At 64.2% G+C, this 21,828-nt stretch carries 15 protein-coding genes; 9 read left to right on the top strand and 6 right to left on the bottom strand.

The annotated features are described in order from the left end of the window. Positions 1-193 precede the first annotated feature (193 nt). The 4 genes from CGLY_RS02940 (at position 194) to CGLY_RS02955 (ending at position 4,015) form a co-directional block, all read left to right on the top strand. Positions 194-1,435, top strand: coding sequence for a sensor histidine kinase (locus CGLY_RS02940; RefSeq protein ID WP_038546031.1), 1,242 nt, complete (start codon positions 194-196; stop codon positions 1,433-1,435). Then, positions 1,425-2,117, top strand: coding sequence for a response regulator (locus tag CGLY_RS02945; RefSeq protein WP_038546034.1), 693 nt, complete (start codon positions 1,425-1,427; stop codon positions 2,115-2,117). Before CGLY_RS02940 ends, CGLY_RS02945 begins: the two co-directional genes overlap by 11 nt. 143 nt (positions 2,118-2,260) lie before the next feature. Then, positions 2,261-2,746: a hypothetical protein gene (locus CGLY_RS02950; RefSeq protein ID WP_038546037.1), complete on the top strand. Its 486-nt coding sequence runs from the start codon at positions 2,261-2,263 to the stop codon at positions 2,744-2,746. A 6-nt stretch (positions 2,747-2,752) separates the two neighbouring features. After that, complete coding sequence (locus CGLY_RS02955; protein ID WP_038546040.1) at positions 2,753-4,015, top strand: lanthionine synthetase LanC family protein; 1,263 nt, start codon at positions 2,753-2,755, stop codon at positions 4,013-4,015. Positions 4,016-4,774: 759 nt separating this feature from the next. Here CGLY_RS02955 and CGLY_RS02960 read toward each other — a convergent pair. Next, the gene (locus tag CGLY_RS02960) at positions 4,775-6,871 is read right to left on the bottom strand and encodes an acyl-CoA dehydrogenase family protein (protein WP_038546043.1); all 2,097 of its coding nucleotides are present in this window, start codon (positions 6,869-6,871) and stop codon (positions 4,775-4,777) included. Between the two features lie 72 nt (positions 6,872-6,943). Here CGLY_RS02960 and CGLY_RS02965 point away from each other — a divergent pair, with 72 nt between their 5' ends. Beyond that, entirely contained in the window at positions 6,944-8,218 is a 1,275-nt protein-coding gene (locus CGLY_RS02965) for an MFS transporter (protein ID WP_038551075.1), read from the top strand. Here CGLY_RS02965 and CGLY_RS02970 read toward each other — a convergent pair. Together CGLY_RS02970 and CGLY_RS02975 are read right to left on the bottom strand one after the other, a co-directional pair. Continuing rightward, the gene (locus tag CGLY_RS02970; RefSeq protein WP_038546046.1) at positions 8,175-9,440 is read right to left on the bottom strand and encodes a hypothetical protein; all 1,266 of its coding nucleotides are present in this window, start codon (positions 9,438-9,440) and stop codon (positions 8,175-8,177) included. The two genes, CGLY_RS02965 and CGLY_RS02970, sit on opposite strands and share 44 nt — an antisense overlap. A gap of 49 nt (positions 9,441-9,489) precedes the next feature. Continuing rightward, positions 9,490-10,884 carry an alpha/beta hydrolase gene (locus CGLY_RS02975; RefSeq protein ID WP_038546049.1) on the bottom strand — a complete coding sequence of 465 codons (1,395 nt, stop codon included), beginning with the start codon at positions 10,882-10,884 and terminating at the stop codon, positions 9,490-9,492. Positions 10,885-11,389: 505 nt separating this feature from the next. On the opposite strand from CGLY_RS02975, the gene lpdA reads away from it, so the two are divergent. Beyond that, positions 11,390-12,814 (top strand): dihydrolipoyl dehydrogenase, encoded by a 1,425-nt coding sequence (gene lpdA / locus CGLY_RS02980; protein WP_038546052.1) that lies wholly within the window; start codon positions 11,390-11,392, stop codon positions 12,812-12,814. Positions 12,815-12,899: 85 nt separating this feature from the next. Here lpdA and CGLY_RS02985 read toward each other — a convergent pair whose 3' ends face one another. Beyond that, positions 12,900-14,141, bottom strand: a complete 1,242-nt coding sequence (locus CGLY_RS02985; RefSeq protein ID WP_052539562.1) for a GNAT family N-acetyltransferase — start codon at positions 14,139-14,141, stop codon at positions 12,900-12,902. A gap of 65 nt (positions 14,142-14,206) precedes the next feature. On the opposite strand from CGLY_RS02985, the gene CGLY_RS02990 reads away from it, so the two are divergent. Beyond that, positions 14,207-15,328, top strand: a complete 1,122-nt coding sequence (locus CGLY_RS02990) for a hypothetical protein (RefSeq protein WP_227590359.1) — start codon at positions 14,207-14,209, stop codon at positions 15,326-15,328. A gap of 59 nt (positions 15,329-15,387) precedes the next feature. On the opposite strand, the gene CGLY_RS02995 is transcribed toward CGLY_RS02990, so the two are convergent. After that, entirely contained in the window at positions 15,388-16,353 is a 966-nt protein-coding gene (locus CGLY_RS02995) for a GlxA family transcriptional regulator (protein ID WP_038551082.1), read from the bottom strand. 70 nt (positions 16,354-16,423) lie between these two features. On the opposite strand from CGLY_RS02995, the gene CGLY_RS03000 reads away from it, so the two are divergent. Continuing rightward, positions 16,424-17,722 (top strand): MFS transporter, encoded by a 1,299-nt coding sequence (locus tag CGLY_RS03000; RefSeq protein ID WP_081803752.1) that lies wholly within the window; start codon positions 16,424-16,426, stop codon positions 17,720-17,722. Positions 17,723-17,860: 138 nt separating this feature from the next. Here the strand turns inward: CGLY_RS03000 and aceA are convergent, their stop codons facing one another. Beyond that, entirely contained in the window at positions 17,861-19,153 is a 1,293-nt protein-coding gene (aceA, locus tag CGLY_RS03005) for an isocitrate lyase (RefSeq protein WP_038546055.1), read from the bottom strand. A gap of 442 nt (positions 19,154-19,595) precedes the next feature. Here aceA and CGLY_RS03010 point away from each other — a divergent pair, with 442 nt between their 5' ends. Then, positions 19,596-21,791, top strand: a complete 2,196-nt coding sequence (locus CGLY_RS03010; RefSeq protein WP_038546058.1) for a malate synthase G — start codon at positions 19,596-19,598, stop codon at positions 21,789-21,791. Positions 21,792-21,828: the final 37 nt, after the last annotated feature.

Consider the following 21,828-nt stretch of genomic DNA (forward strand, 5'->3'; position numbering starts at 1 on the left):
AGAAAACCCCGGCAACATGATTTGTTCAAATGTGGTGTCGGGCTCATTTGAACCGCGCTTTCCTGGTTGGTCGACCGCTCTGAGGTAACGTCTACCTGCACTAAAGCGATTACGGAGTCATTACTGAATGGCAGTTATTATTAGATAATTAATGCCCTCCGGGGTATGCTGGTACCCGGAAGGGTGGTTGAATATGAAAGATTTCTCGTGGGACGAGAAGGGATTCTTTCTCCTCATTCTCCTGTCGGCCCTTCCCCACTTGTTCTTCCATTACAGCCGTGGTCTGTACGAGGTCGCGCTCATCGCGCTGTTTATCGTTCTTGCCCCGGCAGTGCTGTTCTGGCGGCGACGGCCCGCAGTCTCCGCGGCGGCCGTGTGGGCGGTCCTCTTCGCCTGGAGTCTGTGGGTCACCTCCGGACCCGTCGATTTCCTGGATCTCGTCCCGTTCGTCCTCTGTGTGCCTCTGGTGGTCTACGGTCCGGCGAGGTACGCCGACTCCCTGCTGTTCTCCGTCGGGTCGTTGGGCTTGTCGTTGGCATGGGGTGTGCTGACACCGGGGGTCCTCCTCGGTGCGCTTGCTCCGGGCGAACCGGTGCCAGACTCCCTGGTGACTGCGGTCGTCCTGATGCAGTGGGTGTTCTCCTGTGGGGTCTTCGTGATGGGCCATGGACAGCGGCACCAGGAACTGCGTCGTGTGGAGCTGATGAAGGCGCGTGGTCGCGAGGACCGTCTTGCGATGGCGAGGGAGATCCACGATGTTCTGTCCCGCAGTCTCACCGTGATCAACGTGCAGGCCACCGCCGGCGCCTCGATGCGGGACATTGACGCTCTCGCCAGGATCAGGGACATCAGCGGTGGGGCACTCGCGGAAGTGAGGAGCCTGCTGGCGTCATTGAGAGCCACCGGTGACGTGGTCGTCGCCGGAACGCGGAGTAAAGACGACCTTGTCGCCGCGATGCGGGCGGTGCTTACCGGGTTCGAGGACGTCGGACTGAAGATAGATGCCCGGTTCCCGGCGGCGCCGGACAGCGAGCGGCTGGTGCGGATCGAGTCGGCGCTGGTTCAGTTCATCCACTACCGCATTCTCGGGGAGGCGCTGACCAATGTGGTGCGTCATCAGGGTCCGGACAGTCATGTCCTGCTGGTCACGGAGGTGGACTTTCCGGAGAATGTCCTCCGCATCCGTATCGAGAGCTGGGCAGGGTCACAGGAGTTTTCGGCCGCGCCGGGAGTGGGGTCCGGTGAGGGGCTTACCGGGCTGCGGGACCGTGTGCACGACATCGGAGGCACGTTGTCCTGGTGGGCGGATGGTGCGGGCGGCTCCCGTTCGGAGCATTTCGTCGTCGAGGCGGTGATGCCCGTGGTCATGAAACCGAAGCAGGACGCGTCCAGGTGGCGCCCGAGGATGATGAAGGAGAAGTGTCGTGGACGATGACTGTGTGACGGTGGTGCTGGCGGATGACCAGCCGCTGATTCTCACCGCATTGGCAGGCATTCTGGACGGTCAGCACGACCTGCAGGTCGTGGCTCAGGTGGAGTGCGGGCCGGCCGCCGTTGCCGCGGTCCGGGAACACGACGCCGACGTCGCGGTACTGGATGTGGTGATGCCCTGGGGTGGCGGCCTTGAGGCTGCCACAGAGATCCGTGAACATTCACCACGGACCCGGGTGCTTCTGCTGACCAGTTTCGGGGAGGAGGACATCGTGCATGCGGCGATGGATGTCGGTGTCCAGGGGTTCCTGGTCAAGGGGTGCAGTGCCGACGATCTGGTGGACGCCGTCCGCAGGATCGCCGCAGGAGGCGCTGTCCTCTCGCCGGAGGTGACCGGCTATGTGGTGGACGGTTACCGGCGAGGTCCGTCGACAGTGTCCATCCCCGGTGCAGTCGCGCCGGAGGATCTCGACGGACCGTTGACGGCGCGCGAACGCGACGTACTTGCCGGTGTCGCCCGGGCGCGGACGAATGCGGAGATCGCCGCGGAACTCGTTGTCGCGGAGTCGACGGTGAAGACCTACATCTCCCGGTTGATCTCGAAACTGAAGGCGCGGGACCGGGTTGGCCTGGCCGTGTGGGCCCACGAGACGGGCTACCTGTCTGACCGGGGGCAGCAGAAGTGAATCCCCCCAGAGGATGAACGCCGGGCCGGAAATTTCATCACCGTGACCGATGTGCGGGGGTCCGTGCCCGCGCGAAGATGGATGACACATCATTTTGTGCCCGTCAGTCCCCTGCCCGTGGAGTGTGAGATGGAGGAGTACCTGTGGATCATCAGCACAAACATCGCGTCAGTATCACCGGACCCCTCCGGATCGACGGTCAGCTTCAGTCGAGCGCCCGCGCGGTCGAGCTGCTGCATCTCATGACCCATGAGGGGCCGGTGCTCCACCGGAGGGAGGTTGAAAAAGCACTGTACGGAGGTTACTGCTCGCGGTCGTCGCTGTGGTATCCGCTGAAAGTATGCAGGGATGCCGGGGTCGCTCTCCGCTATGAGTCGGAGAGCCAGACAGTGGTCCTTGACGACGATATCCTTTTCGACGTCGACGTTGCACTGGGTTACCTGGACCGGGGTGACCTGCGCGCGGCGCTGTGGGTGCTCGGCGGGTGGCCGTCCAGCAAGGGTGCGGGAGTGTACTCGGAGAGACTCGCGGCGCAGCTGCGTGACGCCATCGCCACGGCTCCGGGAGGTTTCTGCCGTTCAGAGGTGGAGGACGCGTATGAGAGTCTCGACCTCCGGCCGGTCGGGTGATCTGAGGTGACAGCGCACTGTGAGGTCGGTGTGTCGTCCCGCCGGATTCCCGGGTTGGCGGACCGTCTGTATGCGGATCTGACGGCACCGGCGAGGATCCGGACGGTATCGCGGCAGCCGTTCAAGCGGGACAGCGGCGTGCTCGGAGACGCGTTCACCGCGTTCTCCATGTTTCATTCCACGGCGGAGGAACGGTGGTTGCGGCTGGCGGAAGACCACATCGACAGACTTGAGAGCGCCGTATATGACCAGCGGGTTGATCGGGTGGGTCTGTCCAACGGGCTGACCGGTCTCCTGTTGTTGCTGGACACCGGTGACGACCGGATGACACAACGTCGGCGACTGGTTGAGGTCCTGGAACGGCGGGTCGAGGCGTTGGCGGACAACATCATCATGAAGGTGCGCGGGGACTCGGGGATGGACCGCCGCGACTACAGCTATGCGACGGGCCTTGCCGGTGTTGCCCACCGGTTCCTCGTGGCCGGTCGTAATGAACGTCTCGCGCAGCGTATCGCCGACCTCTTCGCCGACCTTTCGGGCCGTCCGTTCCCCTACGGCTTCTGGACTCCGCCGTGCCTTCTGGGGGACCGTGTCCTGGAGCGGGAACCTGAGCTGAGTTTCGGTGCGAGGGACCTGGGGTTCGGTATGGGGTTGGCCGGGGTTGTCTCGACACTGCGGGAGGCGGCGACGGTCTTCGGCGGAGGCAGGTATCTTCATGCCGCCGGCCGCCTGGTCGATGAGATCAGGATCGATATCGATCAGCACCACGGCAGGGGAGTGTCGTCGTACCAGGTTGCACCACTCGCCGGGGAACAGCCTGCGGCGTCCGCTCCGAGCACCCCGACATGGTCGACCGGCCTGCCCGGCGTGGAGTCGGCCGTGGCGGACAGTCCCTGGCTGATGCAGAAGTTGTACCCGGGGCTCCACTGCGGTGAGGAGTACCTGGACCCGATGGTCGGGGACTTCCTGCGTCCGGGTGTGTGCAACGGGTTGGCGGGACGGCTGTACCTTGCCGATCTCGTGGGCCTTCCGGATGATCCGCGGTGGGATGTCTCCCTGGAGAAGATGCTGCGAGGGTATGTCGACAGTGTCGTCAGCCACGACCCCGGCTTCTGGGAGGGATACGGGGGAGCCTCCGTCGTCTGGCTGAGCCGACACTGCCCGAAAGGGTACGCACCGACGCTGGCCGTCCTGGGTGCCCATAATTCGAGACAGTGGAACTCTGAGGGCGTCGGCGGGCTGCCGGGACAGGTCAGGAGAATCCGTTGAGTGTGTCGCGCTCCGAGGTGTGACGGAGGGCGGTCAGAAACGACGTACACCCCGCCCGACCGGAGTCGAACGGGGTGTACGAGCACCATTCCCCTTGCGGGGCCTGAGCTATTAGCCGTTGATGGAGCCCACGATGGCCTGGAAGACGTCAACGAGAGCGGTAGCAACGGTGTTGATGATGGACTGGATGGTCTCGATCATAATGATCAGCCTTTCGGTAGGTGTTGTTGTTGTGCGGTGCAGTACCGGTGGTGGTTCCGTTCCGCTTCATATATGACAACGGCAGCGCAGAAGAAGTGTTACATCCGAGCAGAAATATTTTCTGATCGGAGCTAAAAAGGCTTTAGACATGCAAGAACCCCGCCCAGCGAGTGCCGGACGGGGTTCGGGCCCAATGACCCCGGAGGGTCAAGGATCAACTAGTTGTTGATGGAGCCAACGACGTCCTGGAAGACGGAGACGATGGCCTCGGAAACGGTGGTGATGATGCCCTGGATGGTCTCGATCATGATGATCTACCTTTCGGTTGAACGTATACGGTCTGCGACGCGTCGGCCCGGAAGGCCTTCCGTGTCACACGATTAATAGTAACGGAGACCCATCAATGGCTGTTACATAACAACTTGGTAACGACCGCAGGGCGGTCGTGTCGGGGGTGGTCGGTGTCAACTGACATGCATTTTCCGCGTTCACCCCGGGGGTGGTTATGTCGGTCAATGTAAGCATTGTCAACCGCCCGGTCCGGCGATGTAGTCATCACTACATGCCGTCGGCGGGGTGCGTCTGCGCCCGTGGCACCATGTCGTCGTAGTCCGTCATCAACGGAACATCCGCGATGTTCTCCGGCACCGCGAACGCGTCCACCAGTGTCCGTGACCAGGGACCTAGCGAATCCACCAGGTCGTTCAGTGCAGCCCGTGCCGCCTTTGTTCTCGTGCCCGTCAGCAGGTTCTGCTCCTGGTACCAGCCACTGTGCTCGTGAATGATGCTCAGCACGAACACGTCGCGCACCTGCTCCATGACCTCCTTCGCCTGACCGTCAGCCAGTTCCGCTTCGGCCTCCAGCATCGCCTCCAGGATGATCCGGTCCACATGCGCCCACGCACACTCCAGGAGATGATCCTGGGCCTTGTCCACCAGGTTGGCAGCATCCTTGATGTCCATCTTCTGCGCCGGCCGAATCCGGCGAATCAGCGACATCAACAGGCGGTTTTCGCGCTCGGTGAGCAACTCCACCTGGTTCGCCGGGTCGAAGAGGGACGTTTCTTCCTTATCCGTGAAGGAATCCACCAGGTTCTGGATCAACGTGTCCGCCGCCGTGCGACGCTTCAGCAACGTGCCGAAGTTGTCCAGACCGAAGCGCACCAACTCCAACGGCTTCAGATCTCCGACCTCGCGGGAGAAGCCGGTCAGCAGTTCTTTAGCCGCCAACTGCATCATCACCACGTTGTCGCCCTCGAAGGTGGTGAACACATCCGAATCCGCCTTGAACGTGGTCAACAGGTTCTCCGTCATGTAGCCCGCGCCGCCACATGCCTCACGGCACTCCTGGATCGTGCGCGTCGCATGAGCGGTGTTCGCTGCCTTCAGGGCCGCTGCATGGGCCTCCAGCTCGCGCTGGTCCCACCGCTGCTCCTTCGTCATGTCGGTCCGGTCGATCTCGGCACTCTCAAGGTCGTGGATACGCGCGATCAACTGGTTTGACGCCAGCTGCAGGCCGTAGCTGCGGGCAATCAGCGGGATCAGACGCAAACGGTGTTTACGGTGCTCAATGAGCTTGTTCTCCGGCAGGTCATCGTCTGCAGCGAACTGGCGGCGGAGATTCGCGTACCGGGTCGCGATCGTCAGAGCGGATCGGGCCGCGGCACCGGAGGCTGCCCCCACGGTGATGCGTCCGCGGATCAGCGCGCCCAGCATGGTGAAGAAGCGAGCCCCGTCGGACTCGATAGGGGAGGAGTACTCGCCGTCCTCCGAGACGTCCGCGAACCGGTTCAGCAGGTTCTCCCGGGGGACTCGCACATGGTCGAAGGTGAACGTCCCGTTGTCTACGCCCTTCAGGCCGCCCTTGTGCAGGTGGTCGCCGATACCGACGCCGGGCTTCGCCTTCCCGTCTTCGTCGCGGACCTCCACGACGATGCAGTGCACCCCGTGCGAATCCCCCAGGTCGCCATCTTCGTTCGGCGTGAACAGCTGGCAGAACACCGCAGCCATACGTGCGTGTTTCGCGGCATTGCCGATGTACCACTTCTCTGCCGAGGCGACGGGGGTGTTGATCACGAACTCCTGGGTGTCCCGGTCATAGACGGCGGTGGTCTCCACGGACTGGACGTCCGACCCGTGCCCGCGTTCCGTCATCGCGAAAGATCCGAGGGTGCGCAGCTCCATGATGTCCTTGATGAGCGGGATGTGGCGCTCGGTCCCGAGATTTTCCACAGCGCCACCCCACAGCCCCCACTGCACCCCGGCCTTGACCATCAGTGACAGGTCAGCGCCACCCACCGCTTCAATTGCGGACAGCGTGGCACCGAGATCACCGGTTCCACCGTGATCCTTGTGGAATGTTCCCCGGGGCGCGCCCGTCTCGAGCATGTCGGACATTTGAGACAGGGTTCGTTCCCGCGCTTCGTCCATGCTCAGTGTGTCATCGGGGTAGAGGTTCTTCTCCGCGATCAACGCGCGGGTCTCGTTTTTCACATCCGCCCAACGGCCGTCCAGGATCTCCTGGAGTTCGGCGGCCACGGCCTTGCGGACTGCGCGGTCCGCCTGATCACGCAACTTCGCCGGACGGTCGTTGCCGCGGCGGGTCAGACTCGCCGCGATCTTCGTGGTGTCGGGGGTCTTGTCAGTGTGTGCCATACCACTCGATATTACGTGGGAATCAGGTCCTCGGTGAGCGGTCGGACATCATGAGGTCCTACCATGTGGGGCATGACCGAGAACGAGCGCAATGAGCAGGTTCCCTCATTGAACCCGCACCACCAACAGGCCGGACGCACGTCCCGCTACTCCAAGGCCTGGCTATTCGTGGCCTTCGCCGTGTTCAGCGTGGCGTGGGGCGGTAATGAAGCGACCCCCATGCTCGTCTTCTACCGCCAGGAAGCCGTATTCAGTGAGGTCTTCGTCGACTCCTTGCTGGTGTCCTACGCTGTCGGCATCATTGCCGGGCTGTTGATCTGTGGTCCTCTGTCGGACCGCTTCGGTCGCAAGGCCGTGATGCTCCCGGCACCGGCAATTGCTCTGTTGGGAAGCGTATTCATCGCTCTCGGTGAAACCACCGAGACGGTCATGTTCATCGGGCGGATCCTTGCCGGGCTTGCCGTCGGTATCGCGATGTCGGTCGGAGGCTCCTGGATCAAAGAACTCTCCACTCCGTCGTTCGACCCCGCCGCGGTGCCTTCATCCGGGGCCAAACGCGCGACGATGTCGTTGACCGCTGGTTTCGGACTCGGCGCGGGTCTGGCTGGTGTCCTGGCGGAATGGGGGCCCATTCCCGGGCAGCTGCCCTATATCGTGCACTGTGTTATTTCCGTCGTCGCGCTCGCCGGCCTGATGACGGTGCCTGAGACCCGCCAGTCCGCACATCTGAAGGTGAAGGGCTCCTTCTGGTCCGACATCCTTGTCCCGACGATCACGCACCCGCGGTTCCTTACCGTGGTTGCACCGATCGCGCCGTGGGTGTTCGGCGCTGCGGGAGTGGCCTACGCCATCACACCGCGCCTGGTCCAGGACCAGGTGGACGTGCCCGTCGCCTTCTCTGGTCTACTCACCGTCATCGCGTTGGCGTCTGGCTTTACGATTCAGCAGTTCGGGCCCCGGATCAATACCGAGCACAATGCGCGCGGTCCGATCGTCGCGTTGATCCTCGTGATCGTCGGCATGGCGGTCGCCACCGTCACCGCGGTCGACATCGCGGTGTGGAGCGCCGTCATCGTCGCCATCGTCCTCGGCGCCGCCTACGGACTGTGCCTGATCAGTGGGCTGACTGAGGTGCAGCGGATTGCAGGGCCGGATGACCTGGCGGGATTGACCGCTGCGTACTACACGTTGACCTACATCGGTTTCTTCTTCCCGATGATCCTCACACGGCTGTCCTCCACGTTCACCTATCCCGAGATGCTCGGTGCGGGGATCGTGGTCGCCGTGGTCTTCCTCGTGATCGTCACTGTGTTCTCGCGGAAGAATCTGCCGTCGACGGGGGAGTAAGCGCCGGCCGGTATGTCAGCACCGCGAGATGAACAACTACTCCCGCCAGCGGTGCCAGCCCCAGGGCAAGGAGTGCGCGGGCCTCCGGCGATGCGTCGATGAGCAGGAGACAGACAGCGACAACCGTCGCCACGGCCCAGCCGGCCAGGTACAGGGAATGGCGCTCTGCCGCATGCGCGGCCGAACCGGTCACCATCAGCAGTGCCGTCGACCCTGAGGCCACAGTCAATGAGGCGAGCACCAGTGGCGAGCTGACGAGTTCAACATCGAAGAACAGCAGCATCAACGGGCGCGCCAGCCAGTACGCGGCCACCCCGCCGACCGCTGCAGTCGACACAATGATCGCAGACGGTAACGCGCAGGCACGGAGTATCCGGTCGCGGCGTTCCGTGAAGTGCACGATCAACGCCGGTTGAAAACGTTGCAGGGGGACTAACAGCGGCGCGCGGGTCAGTGTCACCGCCGTGATGACGGCGGCGAGCGTTCCGGGGGCGACACCTGTGCCGGAGGTGAAAGTGATCAACACCGGGAATCCGGTGATCAACACCGCATTCGCGCCCGACGCGAGCATCGCTTTGATCGTCCGGCGGATAAACTCGCCGGTCGCGACGTCCCCCACCTCGCGCAGCACAGCACGCTGAGCGGGGACGAAAAACAGCAGACCCAGCCATGTCGCGGCACCGATGACGGTGACCAGCAGGAAGGCGAGCAGGTGCCAGCCCAGTGCCCAGGCGACGAGGGCCAGCAGAATACGTACTGCACTGTCCACGCTGATCAACCAGGCGAACGAGGTCCAGCGGGTGGTCGCAGACAACAGGCCGCAGACAGCCGCCTGGAAGGTGTAGGACGCCAGCCCTCCTGCCAACAGGACGACCCCGGCAACCTCGAGGTTCTGCCCGTCGGGAAGGGTCCTTCCCGACCACAGTGGTGCGAGCGCCACTGCGAGGAACCCGACAATGCCGGCGAAGCCGACCGCGACGGTCATCGGGCGCGCGCAGGAGGAAGGGGCGGGCAACGTGCGGCCCGACGGGGTGTGGCGTGCGGCTACTGAACGCGTGGTCTCCTGCAGGAGTCCGTCGATCAGGCCGGCGAGGGCGAAGAACAGCCCCCAGAACACGGAGAATGCTTCATAACTGACTGTGTCGAGTGCACGGCCGGCCACGACAATCACCGCATAACCGGAAACCGCCACCACGAGAGTGGCGGCGGACAGGGCCCTCACGGGGCCGGTTGTTTTCCGGGCGACGGTGCGAATCGGAGGTCAGACCGAGTTACTCGTTGCCTTCGGCGTTCTGCTCGGCGAGTGCTTCGCCGACAGCGTCCGTGATCGGCAGCAGGGAGGAGACCGGGGTGGAACCCTTGGCGCCCATGCCCGGGTTCTTCTCCAGGTAGTCGGCCTTGCCCGCGTCGCGCTGCTCGACAGCCTGTGCCCCGTTGCCGGGGAAGAGGCCCTCGGAGATCGTGGGCCAGGAGTCGAACATGTCGTCCTGCCAGTAGCCCCACTGGTGAGTGCCGGTGTTGCGGAAGTTGTAGACCAGGTTGTTGGAGTCCTGGGTGATGCCTTCGGCATCGGTGGTGGACTTCAGCATGTGGGTGCAGGCGTTGGTCACCGCTTCGATGGCGCCACCCTCGACCGCGGGAGTGATGGAGCCGGGGAGGAAGCCGTTGAGACGGTCGCCGGAGGGAACGTCGTGCTCGCCCATCAGCCCGCTGGAGGAGGAGACGTAGATGTTCTTCTGGTCCTTGAGATCGGCAGCGTTGACCAGGGCGTCGTTCTCGCGAGCCACCTTGCCGTTGCGGTCGCCCCACATCTGCTCGTAGGTGGCGTTGCCGCGGTCCAGGACGATGTCCACGGTGCGTGCCATCTCGCCGGAGGTGGCGGCGCAACCGGAGTAGGCGCCGATGGAGTCGTAGAAGCCGGAGTACTTCTCGCCGTAGACCAGGGTGGTCGAGCCGGTCATGGACATGCCGATGATGGAACGGTTGGGGTTGTATGTGCCGAGGGCTTCTTCCATCGGCCCAGGGAGTTCCTGGACGAGGAACGTCTCCCATGCCTGCGTGTTGCCGCCCTTGTCGAGGGTTTCGTTCGGCTGCTCCCAGTCGGTGTAGTAGGAGAACGCCCCTTCCATGGGGATGACGACGTTGACGTTGCCGATCTGGTTGCCGTAGAAGTCGATGGCGTTGGTCTGGCGCAGCCAGTTGGCTGCACCCTCGCCACCGTCAGCCCCGTTGAGCAGGTAGATGGTGGGGGCGTTCCGAGGGTCTTCCTTGGCACGGATCGTCACGATCGGGATGTTGCGGTTCATCGCCTTGGAGTGCACCATGCGCTCTTCCATGCGGGTGTACCGGTCACCGGCCTTCCAGGAGGTGCCTTCCTCTTCGTTGGAGCCGTCTTCTGCCTGGTAGAGGTAGTCGCGCCAGGCGGCCTTGGACTCCTCGACGTAGTTGGCCCCTTCCGCTGCAGCGCGCGTGGGGAAGGGGGTGTTGACGGTCGCAGTGTTCCGGTAATCCGAAGCCGGACGACCGTCGCCGGAGTCGGCAGGCGCAGAAACAGGCTGGGCCTCGCCAGCGAATGCGGCACCTGTGCCGAGCACACTCATGACGGACAGGGGCAGGGCTGTGGCGACGGCGGCGGCCGTGACGCGGGCGATGGCGCGCTTGTTCATTCGGTCCTCAACAAGAAAAGTCAGTAAAACGGTGCAAGGCAGACTCCGTCAGCATAGCGGGTGGTCCCGCAGTCCGTAAGCCCAAACCCTATTTCACGTGAGGAAACGGTTGGTCCGTTAACCCCGTTACTCCCCCGGTGTCTCCGGACGTGGTGACGTCGGAGCCACGCAGGTAGTCCCCACCCCCTTTTGCGCCATGAAATAGTGCCGGGTGTAGCACGCTGCGACGGCGGACCGTTTAAGGTGGGGCGAGCCACCAAGGCGCGCATCCCCGCACACGTGAAAGAGGAACCCGTAGTGAATCTCGCTCCCATCGACCAGTTCATCGTCAGCTCCAACGAGGTGCTCGGCGGCAACATCAACAACTTCCTCTCGACGATCACCGACCTCATCGTTCGCTTCATGTAGTGATCGGCACCGTCCTGACCTCTACTTTCGTAGGGGAACACTGTGGACGGTGCCCCGGCGCTGCGCGTCCGGGCCAAAACGTCGTATCCTTGACGGCGTGGCTGAACATTATGACGTAGTAGTAATCGGTGCGGGCCCTGGCGGATATGTCTCCGCCATCCGTGCGGCACAGCTGGGCCTGAAGACCGCAGTGATCGAGAAGCAGTATTGGGGCGGCGTCTGTCTGAACGTCGGCTGCATCCCCTCCAAGGCGTTGATCCGTAACGCGGACATCTCGCACATCCTCACTCACGATGCCAAGACCTTCGGCATCACGGGTGACAACATCAGCATGGACTACAGCGTGGCCCACAAGCGCTCACGCAAGGTGTCCGCTGGCATCGTCAAGGGTGTCCACTTCCTGATGAAGAAGAATAAGATCACCGAGATCAACGGTCTCGGCTCGTTCACTGACGACCACACCGTCGAGATCACCGACGGTGACGACGCCGGCAAGACCATCACCTTCGACAACGCCATCATCGCCTCCGGCTCCGTGGTGAAGTCCCTGCCGGGTGTTGAGATCGGCGGCAACATCGTCTCCTACGAGGAGCAGATCCTCGACGAGAATGCCCCGAAGTCCATGGTGGTCATCGGTGCCGGTGCCATCGGCATGGAATTCGCCTACGTGCTCGCCAACTTCGGCGTCGACATCACCGTCGTCGAGTTCATGGACCGCGTCCTGCCTAACGAGGACAAGGACGTCTCCAAGGAGATCGCCAAGCAGTACAAGAAGCTCGGCGTGAATCTCAAGACCGGTCACAAGACCACCGCCGTGCGCGACCTCGGCGGCGACGCCGGTGTCGAAGTCGACATCGAGTCCGCCGACGGCTCCAAGTCCGAGACCATCAAGGCAGACCGTGTCATGGTCTCCATCGGCTTCGCGCCCCGCGTCGAGGGTTTCGGCCTGGAGAACACCGGCGTCAAGCTCACCGAGCGTGGTGCCATTGACATCGACGAACGTATGCGCACCAACGTCAAGGGCATCTACGCCATCGGTGACGTCACCGCCAAGCTGCAGCTCGCCCACGTGGCAGAGGCGCAGGGTGTGGTCGCCGCCGAGACCATCGCAGACGTGGAAACCCAGGAGCTGGGCGACTACAACAACATGCCGCGCGCCACATTCTGCAACCCGCAGGTCGCGTCCTTCGGCTACACCGAGGAGGCAGCCCGGAAGATGGCGGAGGAGAATGGCCGCGAGATCAAGGTCGCGTCCTTCCCCTACAGTGCCAACGGTAAGGCTATGGGGCTCAACGAGGGGGTCGGCTTCGTGAAGATCGTCGTCGACGCCGAGTACGGCGAGCTCATCGGCGGCCATATGGTTGGCCCGGACGTCTCCGAGCTGCTGCCCGAGCTCACCCTGGCACAGCGCTTCGACCTTACCGCCGAGGAGATCGGACGCAACGTCCACACCCACCCGACGCTGTCGGAGGCCATCAAGGAGGCCGCCGAGGGCACCATGGGTCACATGATCAACCTGTAGATCATTCCGGGTTCCGTCCGGTCGCGGACACAATCTCTGCCCGTGCACGATTCATCTGGTGAACTGTGTGCGGGCAGATTTCTGTCTAGAAACCCCAGGTCGTGCCCGGAAGCTCCGGCCACGACAGTGCGGTGTGGAGCAGGTTTGCTGAGCCAGGGGTGTGCTCCACCAGGTCGTCGGACGGCCCGAGTCGCGTGGCCTGCGCCAGCACCGGGCGTCCCAGGTACGCCGCGGACAGCTGCGCGACCGACAGGGACACATCCGGCGAGACCCCCGGGGTGGCGGGGGAGACCTCGGCTGTTCCGTTGACAACGCGAAGCGTCCAGACACCGTCATTGGCCTTGATCAGCGGGTCGTTGATCCGGAGGGCAAGATCAAGGTCCGCGCTGTAACGTCGCGCCGTCAGGCAGGCGGGCACATCGAGAATGCGGGCCCAGAGGTCGTCATGCAGCGATGGTGACGTTGCGCGGGGGTCGGGGAGCAGTGATGTCAGGACCGAATCCGCCGGTACCCGCCTCGCCTCCACCGTGTCGATGAGGTCCTGGTTGAGCAGCGTCTGCCACAACGTGTACTCGGCCGCTGTCCCCAGAGCATTCCAGTCGGACACTGCTGCCACGGATGTCCCCGCGTCCTGCGACCGGTTGAACAGTGCGTACGCCGCCGGCTCGTCATGACAGGTGACCCGTAGGATCCGGAGCGGCTGGGCGGGAGCAGGAGGCGACGTCAGCGCCCGGTGCTGGAAGCCCGGCAGCTCCCGTACCGGAGTGCCCGGACGGGACTGGGCACGTTGCACCCGGTGGATGAATGGAGCGTCCCGGTCAGGCGAGACATAGTCGACATCGACGCCGAGGTCGGTGCGGTCCGTGATGCTCCGCGGCGCGGCCAACCGCGTGCCATGTGGAATACGCAGCGTGACGACATCACTGGCGTGGCCGTAACCGAAACGCCCGTAGATACCGTATTCCTGGGCCAGCAGGACGCTCAGGGCATCCCCACGGGCGATGCTCATATCGAGATAGCGGCTGATCATGCGTCGTAGCAGGCCTTGACGACGGTAGGTCGGCTGTACCGCCACCGACGTCAGGCCGTTGGCGGGGAGGCGTCCGCCGGGGACGGCGAAGTCAGGGAACGGGTGGAACGCCGCCTCTGCGGCGAGTCGGTCACCGTCCTGCCTGTCGGCCAGGGCCACGCTGTGTTCCCACTCGAACGGCAGGGGTAGTCCGGCGAGCTCATCCACCGCGTAGGACGACGGCCAGGTCCAGGAGGTGAGCGACTCGTAGCGGCTACGCCAACTGTGGTCCATCTGCACGAATTCAACCCGAGACATGTCCCCCACGATACGTGTCCCGCATCACTTTTCACCTGAGTCTGTGGCCAGGTACGATTCTCGCCGTGACCAAGGAACCTATTTTCACCGTCGGCGTCATGGTCGACCGGGGGCTTCCGGAGAAGCGAGTTCGTAAGGTTCTCGAGAAGCTCGGGGTGTATTCCGACGAGGCGGACCTCAGTGACGACGATCTGAGCGCCCTCGGACTTCCCCGGGTTGAGGTTCGCACCAGTACCCTTCCGATGAGCCTCGACGGGAGCGTGCGGCTGTCAGACAGTGCGGTCGGCATCATGGAGAGTCACGGGTGGGACCGCATGATCTATGTGACCGACCTGCCGTTGACGACCCGACGACCGGTCATCAGCCAGACCGTAAACCGGGGACGGGTCACCATGCTCTGTCTGCCTGCGTTCGGTTTCCTGCGCGCACAGGAGGGTCTGCGCCAGGAGCTCAGCCGCCTGCTGCGGAAGAAACCTGCCGGCGCCGGCGTCCTCGAGGAGATCTCCGATTCGAGTGACATTGAGGGCGGTGACTCCGAAGCAGACACCACCCGGGTCATCGACGGGTGGGGCCGGTCATTGCGGCTTCTCCTCGGCATGGTGGCGGGAAACCGTCCGGCTGAGCTGTACCGTGTGCTCACCGGCTGCCTGGCGATCGGCATCGCCACCGGTGCGTACGGCATCTTCTACGGTTCCATGTGGCAGATGTCGCACACCATCTCGTTCCTGCGCATGTTCGTGATCAGCCTCGTGGCTGTGGGTGCCCTGACGTTCTGGTTGATCTACCACAACGGCCTCTGGAACCGTTGGCCCGGACGGGAGTCCGACAGTGTGGCGAAATGGCGTGCCAGGATGGACAACCGTGCGACATTGGCGACGGTGCTGATCGCCGCCGTGTTGATCTACACCACCGTCTTCCTGGTCCTCCTGGCGCTGTCGATGGTCATCGTCGACACGAATTACTTCCGTGCACAGGTCAATGACGAGCCCTTCCCCTGGGGCTACGCCAAACTCGCCTGGCTCACGGCGTCGCTGGGCACGATGGCCGGCGCGATCGGCTCGAGTTTCGACAATGATGAGGCAATCCGCGAGGCGACGTACAACCGACGCGAACATATTCGCCGCCAGATCACCGGCCTGTACGAGGACAAGCCCCCGACCCGTTTCCGGGACCACAAGCGGCGGTAGGTCGGGTCAGCGGGATCCTTGCAGCGAGCTGCGGGATCCGAGCGCCACCGTAGGCCGCTTCATGTACTGGTGAAACGGCGCCGGTAGTCACTCGGCGTCGTTCCAGCCTCCGCCCGCAGACGCGCACGTAGTGTGGCCCCGGTGCCGAAACCAACGCGCTGCGCGATCGTGTCCACCGTCAGATCCGTGGACTCCAACAACTCCTGACACCGGCGCACCCGCTCCCGTGCCAGCCACCGCGCGGGGGAGAGGCCCGTCTCTTCGGTGAAACGACGGGCGAATGTGCGGGGGCTCATCCGCGCATGACCGGCCAACTGGCCCACCGTCAGGCGCTGATCCAGCCGTCCCAGCGCCCAGTGCTGCGTCGCCGTCGTGCCGGCAGCACCCCGTGGCGGGGACGGCCAGCTGATGAACTGTGACTGGTCGCCGTCCCGGTGCGGCGGAGTCACACAGTGACGGGCGACCTTATTGGCGACCCGCCACCCCGCGTCAGCGCCCACGACATGAAGACACAGATCCAGCCCGGCGGACAGCCCCGCCGACGTCAGTACCCGGCCCTCGTCGAAGAACAACGCAGCCTCGTCCAACTGCACGAGCGGGTAGAGGCGGCGGAACTGCGCTGCGGCCTGCCAGTGCGTCGTCGCCCGGAGACCATCGAGCAACCCGGCGGCAGCCAGCCCGAACGCGCCCGTGCACAACGAGACCACCCGTGCGGCGTCCGGAATGCGCTCGAACGCTGCGCGGGCAGCCGGATCCAGGACGCCGTCCCGCCGCACACTACGACGCAGGGTCCCCGGGACGACGACCGTGTCAGCGGTCTCCAACGCTTCGAGCCCCGCGCCGCAGGCGAACGCAAACCCGTCGGCACACTGGGCGGGCCCCGGATCCGCCGAGCACACGGACACCCGGTAGAGCTTCTCCCCGGAGGCGGCCCGGGCGTTGCCGAACACGAGCGGGGGGATCGTGGCGTCGAACCCGATGACTGGAGGCAGCAGCAGGACCACGACATGATGCGCAGACGTCATGGCAGAATCCTTGCACATATTGTCACTCCTGCCAATAGGCACCGGCATCGACCGACGGCAGACTGAGCGCATGATGCAACGCTCTGCCTGGTACCCCGTCACCGTCCTGGTCGCCTTCGCCGCACTGCTTGCCGCCGCGGGCTTCCGCTCCGCGCCCGGAGTCCTCATGGACCCGCTGCACAGCGAGTTCGGGTGGTCACACGGCACGATCAGTGGCGCTGTGTCGCTCAACCTCCTGCTCTTCGGACTCTTCTCGCCCTTCGCCACCTCCCTGATGGAACGGTTCGGCGTCCACCGTGTCGCCGCGATCGCACTGGCCGTGGTGGGCACGGGGAGTGCGCTGTCCGTGTTCGTCAGTGAACCCTGGCAACTGTGGATCCTGTGGGGGCTCCTCATCGGTGCCGGTACCGGCGCGGTATCCATGCCCTTCGCTGCCCTGGTCGCGGGACGCTGGTTCACGCAACGACGCGGCCTGGTCTCCGGCATCCTCACCGCGGCCAGCTCCACCGGACAACTCGTCTTCCTCCCGTTGCTGGCGCACCTGGCCGGACGGCACAGCTGGCAGGCGGCGTCCCTGGTGATCGCCGCCGCGGCCGTGCTGGCGGCGCCGGCGGTCTTCCTGGTGCTCAAGGACCGGCCACAGGATGTCGGACTGGTCAGCTACGGGCAGGACGCCGACGCTGCTCCGCCCGAGCAACCTGCGATGACGGCACTGGGGAGCCTGCGGTTCGCCGTCCGACGCCGGGAGTTCTGGCTGTTGGCGGGGACGTTCGCAGTCTGCGGTGCGACCACTGTCGGGCTGGTCGGCACCCATTTCGTGCCTTCCGCGCACGACCACGGTATGCCCGCTACCACCGCGGCAAGCTTGCTCGCTCTCGTCGGTATCTTCGACATCCTCGGCACCCTGGCGTCCGGATGGCTGACGGACCGGATCGATCCCCGCGTCCTGTTGGTCGCTTACTACGGGCTGCGGGGATTGTCCCTGCTGTTGCTGCCCATGCTGATGGGGCCCGTTGTGGAACCGCCGCTGTGGGCTTTCATTGTGTTCTACGGGTTGGACTGTGTGGCGACGGTGCCGCCGACGATGGCCCTGTGCCGGGAGCACTTCGGACAGGCCGGCCCGGTGGTGTTCGGCTGGGTCTTCGCCAGTCACCAACTCGGTGCCGGGATCGCGGCGGCCGGAGCGGGCGTGATCCGCGACAGCACGGGAAGTTACGACGGAGCATGGTTCAGTGCTGCGGCATTGTGCGGACTAGGCGCGGTGTTGTGCCTCTGTATCCGGCGGGCCGGTGGTGGGGCTGCAGGTGGTGAGCGCGGTGAGGGGGCAGCGCGGCAGGCTTTCGCATCCGACCCGGTGAGGTCAGAGTGAAGCTAACGAGCCCGCCGCCAGCCTGTACGTTGTGCCGTCCGGATCGATACGCATCACAAAGGCCGGCCGGTCAGCAGAGATGCTGACCGGCCGGCCTGGTCCTCAGTCAGGAACCGGCGGGGCGAACCCCGGTGGATCCTAGAACTGGGTCTCCTCGGTGGAGCCCTTCAGGGCGGTGGTGGAGGAGTTGGGGTCCACGGTGGTGGCGACGCGGTCGAAGTAACCGGCGCCAACCTCGCGCTGGTGCTTGACGGCGGTGAAGCCACGCTCCTCGGCGGCCTTGAACTCGCGGTTCTGCAGGTCGACGAAGGCGCTCATCTGGTTGCGGGCGTAGCCGTGGGCCAGATCGAACATGGAGTAGTTCAGGGCGTGGAAGCCGGCCAGGGTGATGAACTGGAACTTGAAGCCCATGGCACCCAGCTCGTTCTGGAACTTGGCGATCTCGTCGTCGTCCAGGTGGGCGGACCACTTGAAGGACGGGGAGCAGTTGTAGGACAGCAGCTGATCCGGGAACTCGGAACGGACGCCCTCGGCGAACTTCTTGGCGAGCTCGAGGTCCGGGGTGCCGGTCTCCATCCAGATCATGTCGGCGTACGGAGCGTAGGACTTCGCACGGGCGATGCAGGGCTCGAGGCCGTTCTGGACGTAGTAGTAACCCTCGGCGGAGCGCTCACCGGTGAGGAACTGCGAGTCGCGCTCGTCGACGTCGGAGGTCATCAGGGTGGCGGCCTCGGCATCGGTACGGGCGATGACCACGGTCGGGGTGTTGGCGACGTCCGCAGCCAGGCGAGCGGAGTTCAAGGTACGGATGTGCTGCTGGGTGGGGATCAACACCTTGCCGCCGAGGTGGCCGCACTTCTTCTCCGAAGCGAGCTGGTCCTCCCAGTGGGTGCCGGCGGCACCGGCCTTGATCATGGCCTTCTGCAGTTCGTAGACGTTCAGGGCACCACCGAAGCCGGCCTCACCGTCGGCGACGATCGGGACGAGCCAGTTGTCGATGGAGTCATCGCCTTCGACGCGGGAGATCTCGTCGGCACGCAGCAGGGCGTTGTTGATGCGCGAGACCACGGCCGGCACGGAGTTGGCCGGGTACAGCGACTGGTCAGGGTAGGTGTGACCGGAGAGGTTCGCGTCACCGGCGACCTGCCAGCCGGAGAGGTAGACGGCCTTGAGGCCGGCGCGGACCTGCTGGACGGCCTGGTTACCGGTGAGGGCACCGAGGGCGTTGATGTAGCCGTCGCCCTCCTGGGTCACGCCCTCCCACAGGATCTCGGCGCCGCGGCGCGCGAGGGTGTGTTCCTCGACGACGGTGCCCTGGAGCTCGGCGACCTGCTCGGCGGTGTAATCGCGGGTGATGCCCTTCCAGCGGGGGTTCTCGTCCCAGTCCTTCTGGATTTCGGCGGCGGTACGTGCCTGTCCGACGTTCGACATGTAAGTAGTCACTCCCTTTAAGTGGTGAGAGGTTGGCGGTAACGGCGCTCTACCCGGTTCACGTGCTCTCCGGGTCGGCTGGCTATGAGAATACCGATGGAAAAGGGCACGTCAAAGGGTTTGGGTGTTCCAGGTAACACCGGGGGTAGTGACAAAAACGCTTCACCCCTGTTCTCTATATGCGGGACAAAACTTCTCACGATGTGGGCAATATGGTCTACTTGCAGGGGTTACGTGCGATCCTCATCACGTAAGGTATACCTTCATAGCGATCATCACCTCGGTGATCGGTCTCCGAATATTCCCACCTGTGGGGGTGATGTATCTATTGGTACCCACAGTTGCTCGTCGCCGGTGACCTGGCTCACCTAGTCTGGTCACTACAGCGACGGTCGTCTCACCGGCGTCCGTCACGGGAGTCCCATTTACGAAGGAGCAGTCAATGACGTCAGAGTCCCAGCAGACGGAACGGGTCGCCGCCGGAGGCCTCAAGGTCTCCACGACCCTCTACAACTTCGTGACCGACACGGTTCTGCCCCGTATCGGTGTCGACGCGGACACGTTCTGGGCTGGTTTCGGCGATATCGTCGCCAAGCACACCCCCCGGAACCGGGAACTGCTCGCCGTCCGCGATGACCTGCAGGCCAAGCTCGACCAGTGGTACACCGAACACCCCGGCACCCAGGACGCCGAGGAGTACACGGCCTTCCTCAAGGAGATCGGCTACCTCGTCGACGAGCCCGGTGACTTCGAGATCACCACCCAGAACGTCGACACGGAGATCTCCGAGACCGCCGGCCCCCAGCTGGTCGTCCCGATCCTCAACGCCCGCTTCGCCCTGAACGCCGCGAACGCCCGCTGGGGATCGCTCTACGACGCCCTCTACGGCACCGACGTCATCTCCGAGGAGAACGGCGCAGAGAAGGGCAAGGGCTACAACAAGGTTCGCGGCGACAAGGTCATCGCCTGGGGACGTGACTTCCTCGACCAGGCGGTGCCGCTGGAGTCCGGCTCCCACGCCGACGTCGAGAAGTACGACGTGTCCTCCGACCGCTTCGTCGCCGTCATCGACGGCAACGAGGTTCACCTGCAGGAACCCGAGGTCTACGCCGGCTACACCGGGAACAAGGACACTCCCACCGGCATCCTCCTGCGTCACAACGGCCTGTACCTCGAGATCCAGATTGACCCGTCGCACCCGGTCGGCGCGGACGACAAGGCAGGAGTCAAGGACATCCTCATGGAGTCCGCCGTCTCCACCATCATGGACTTCGAGGACTCCGTCGCCGCCGTCGACGCGACCGACAAGACCCTCGGCTACTCCAACTGGTTCGGCCTGAACACCGGTGAGCTCAGCGTCGAGGTCTCCAAGGGCGACAAGACTTTCACCCGCGAGCTCAACGACGACCGCACCTACACCGGTCGCGACGGTGAAGAACTGCGCCTGCACGGCCGGTCTCTGCTGTTCGTCCGCAACGTCGGTCACCTGATGCAGAACCCCGCCATCCTCGACACTGACGGCGAGGAGATCTTCGAAGGCATCATGGACGCGGTCATCACCACCGCCTGTGCCATCCCCGGCACTGACCTGGACAACCCGCGCCGTAACTCCCGTACAGGCTCGATCTACATCGTGAAGCCCAAGCAGCACGGTCCGGACGAGGTCGCCTTCACCGGCGAGTTGTTCTCCGACGTCGAAGATCTCTTCGGCCTGCCTCGCAACACCCTCAAGGTCGGTGTCATGGACGAGGAACGGCGTACCACCGCCAACCTTGACGCCTGCATCGCTGCCTCCTCCGAGCGCCTGGCGTTCATCAACACCGGTTTCCTCGACCGCACCGGCGACGAGATCCACACCTCCATGCTCGCCGGCCCCGTGGTCCGGAAGCCGGAGCTGCAGACGGCCGCCTGGAAGATCGCCTACGAAGACAACAACGTCGATGCCGGACTGGCCCACGGCCTGCCCGGTAAGGCACAGATCGGGAAGGGCATGTGGGCCAAGACCGAGCTGATGGCCGACATGATCAAGGAGAAGATCGGCCAGCCGAAGGAAGGCGCGACCACCGCGTGGGTCCCGTCCCCGACCGGCGCCAGCCTGCACGCCACCCACTACCACCTCGTCGACGTGTTCTCCGTCCAGGAGAAGCTGCTCACTGACGGCCGTCGCGACACCCTCGGTGACATCCTGACCCTGCCCGTCCAGCCCGAGGCAGGTTGGAGCGAGGAACAGATCAAGGAAGAGATCGACAACGACTGCCAGTCACTGCTCGGTTACGTGGTCCGCTGGGTCGAGCAGGGTGTGGGTTGCTCCAAGGTGCCTGACATCCACGACATCGACCTGATGGAGGACCGCGCGACCCTACGCATCAACTCCCAGATCCTGGCGAACTGGCTCAAGCACGGCGTGGTCAGTGAAGACCAGGTCAACGACGCCCTGCAGCGCATGGCGAAGATCGTTGACGGCCAGAACGCCGGCGACCCGGAGTACCGCAACATGTCGGATGACTTCGAGGCATCGGTCGCTTTCCAGGCTGCCAAGGACCTGGTGTTCAAGGGCACTGAGTCCCCGGCCGGCTACACCGAGCCGATCTTGCACGCGCGTCGTCGCGAGTTCAAGGAGAAGAACGGTATCGCGTAAGCAGTACCCGCATCACCCGGCAACCCCGGAGGTCGGT

Source organism: Corynebacterium glyciniphilum AJ 3170 (assembly GCF_000626675.1).
Taxonomy (GTDB): domain Bacteria; phylum Actinomycetota; class Actinomycetes; order Mycobacteriales; family Mycobacteriaceae; genus Corynebacterium; species Corynebacterium glyciniphilum.

Excerpts from the sequence above, each read along its gene's own strand:
- CGLY_RS02940 (WP_038546031.1), top strand. The coding sequence starts at position 194 with ATGAAAGATTTCTCGTGGGACGAGAAGGGATTCTTTCTCCTCATTCTC.
- CGLY_RS02960 (WP_038546043.1), bottom strand. The coding sequence starts at position 6,871 with ATGGCACACACTGACAAGACCCCCGACACCACGAAGATCGCGGCGAGT.
- CGLY_RS02965 (WP_038551075.1), top strand. The coding sequence starts at position 6,944 with ATGACCGAGAACGAGCGCAATGAGCAGGTTCCCTCATTGAACCCGCAC.
- CGLY_RS02975 (WP_038546049.1), bottom strand. The coding sequence starts at position 10,884 with ATGAACAAGCGCGCCATCGCCCGCGTCACGGCCGCCGCCGTCGCCACA.
- CGLY_RS02985 (WP_052539562.1), bottom strand. The coding sequence starts at position 14,141 with ATGTCTCGGGTTGAATTCGTGCAGATGGACCACAGTTGGCGTAGCCGC.
- CGLY_RS02995 (WP_038551082.1), bottom strand. The coding sequence starts at position 16,353 with ATGACGTCTGCGCATCATGTCGTGGTCCTGCTGCTGCCTCCAGTCATC.
- CGLY_RS03000 (WP_081803752.1), top strand. The coding sequence starts at position 16,424 with ATGATGCAACGCTCTGCCTGGTACCCCGTCACCGTCCTGGTCGCCTTC.
- aceA (WP_038546055.1), bottom strand. The coding sequence starts at position 19,153 with ATGTCGAACGTCGGACAGGCACGTACCGCCGCCGAAATCCAGAAGGAC.
- CGLY_RS03010 (WP_038546058.1), top strand. The coding sequence starts at position 19,596 with ATGACGTCAGAGTCCCAGCAGACGGAACGGGTCGCCGCCGGAGGCCTC.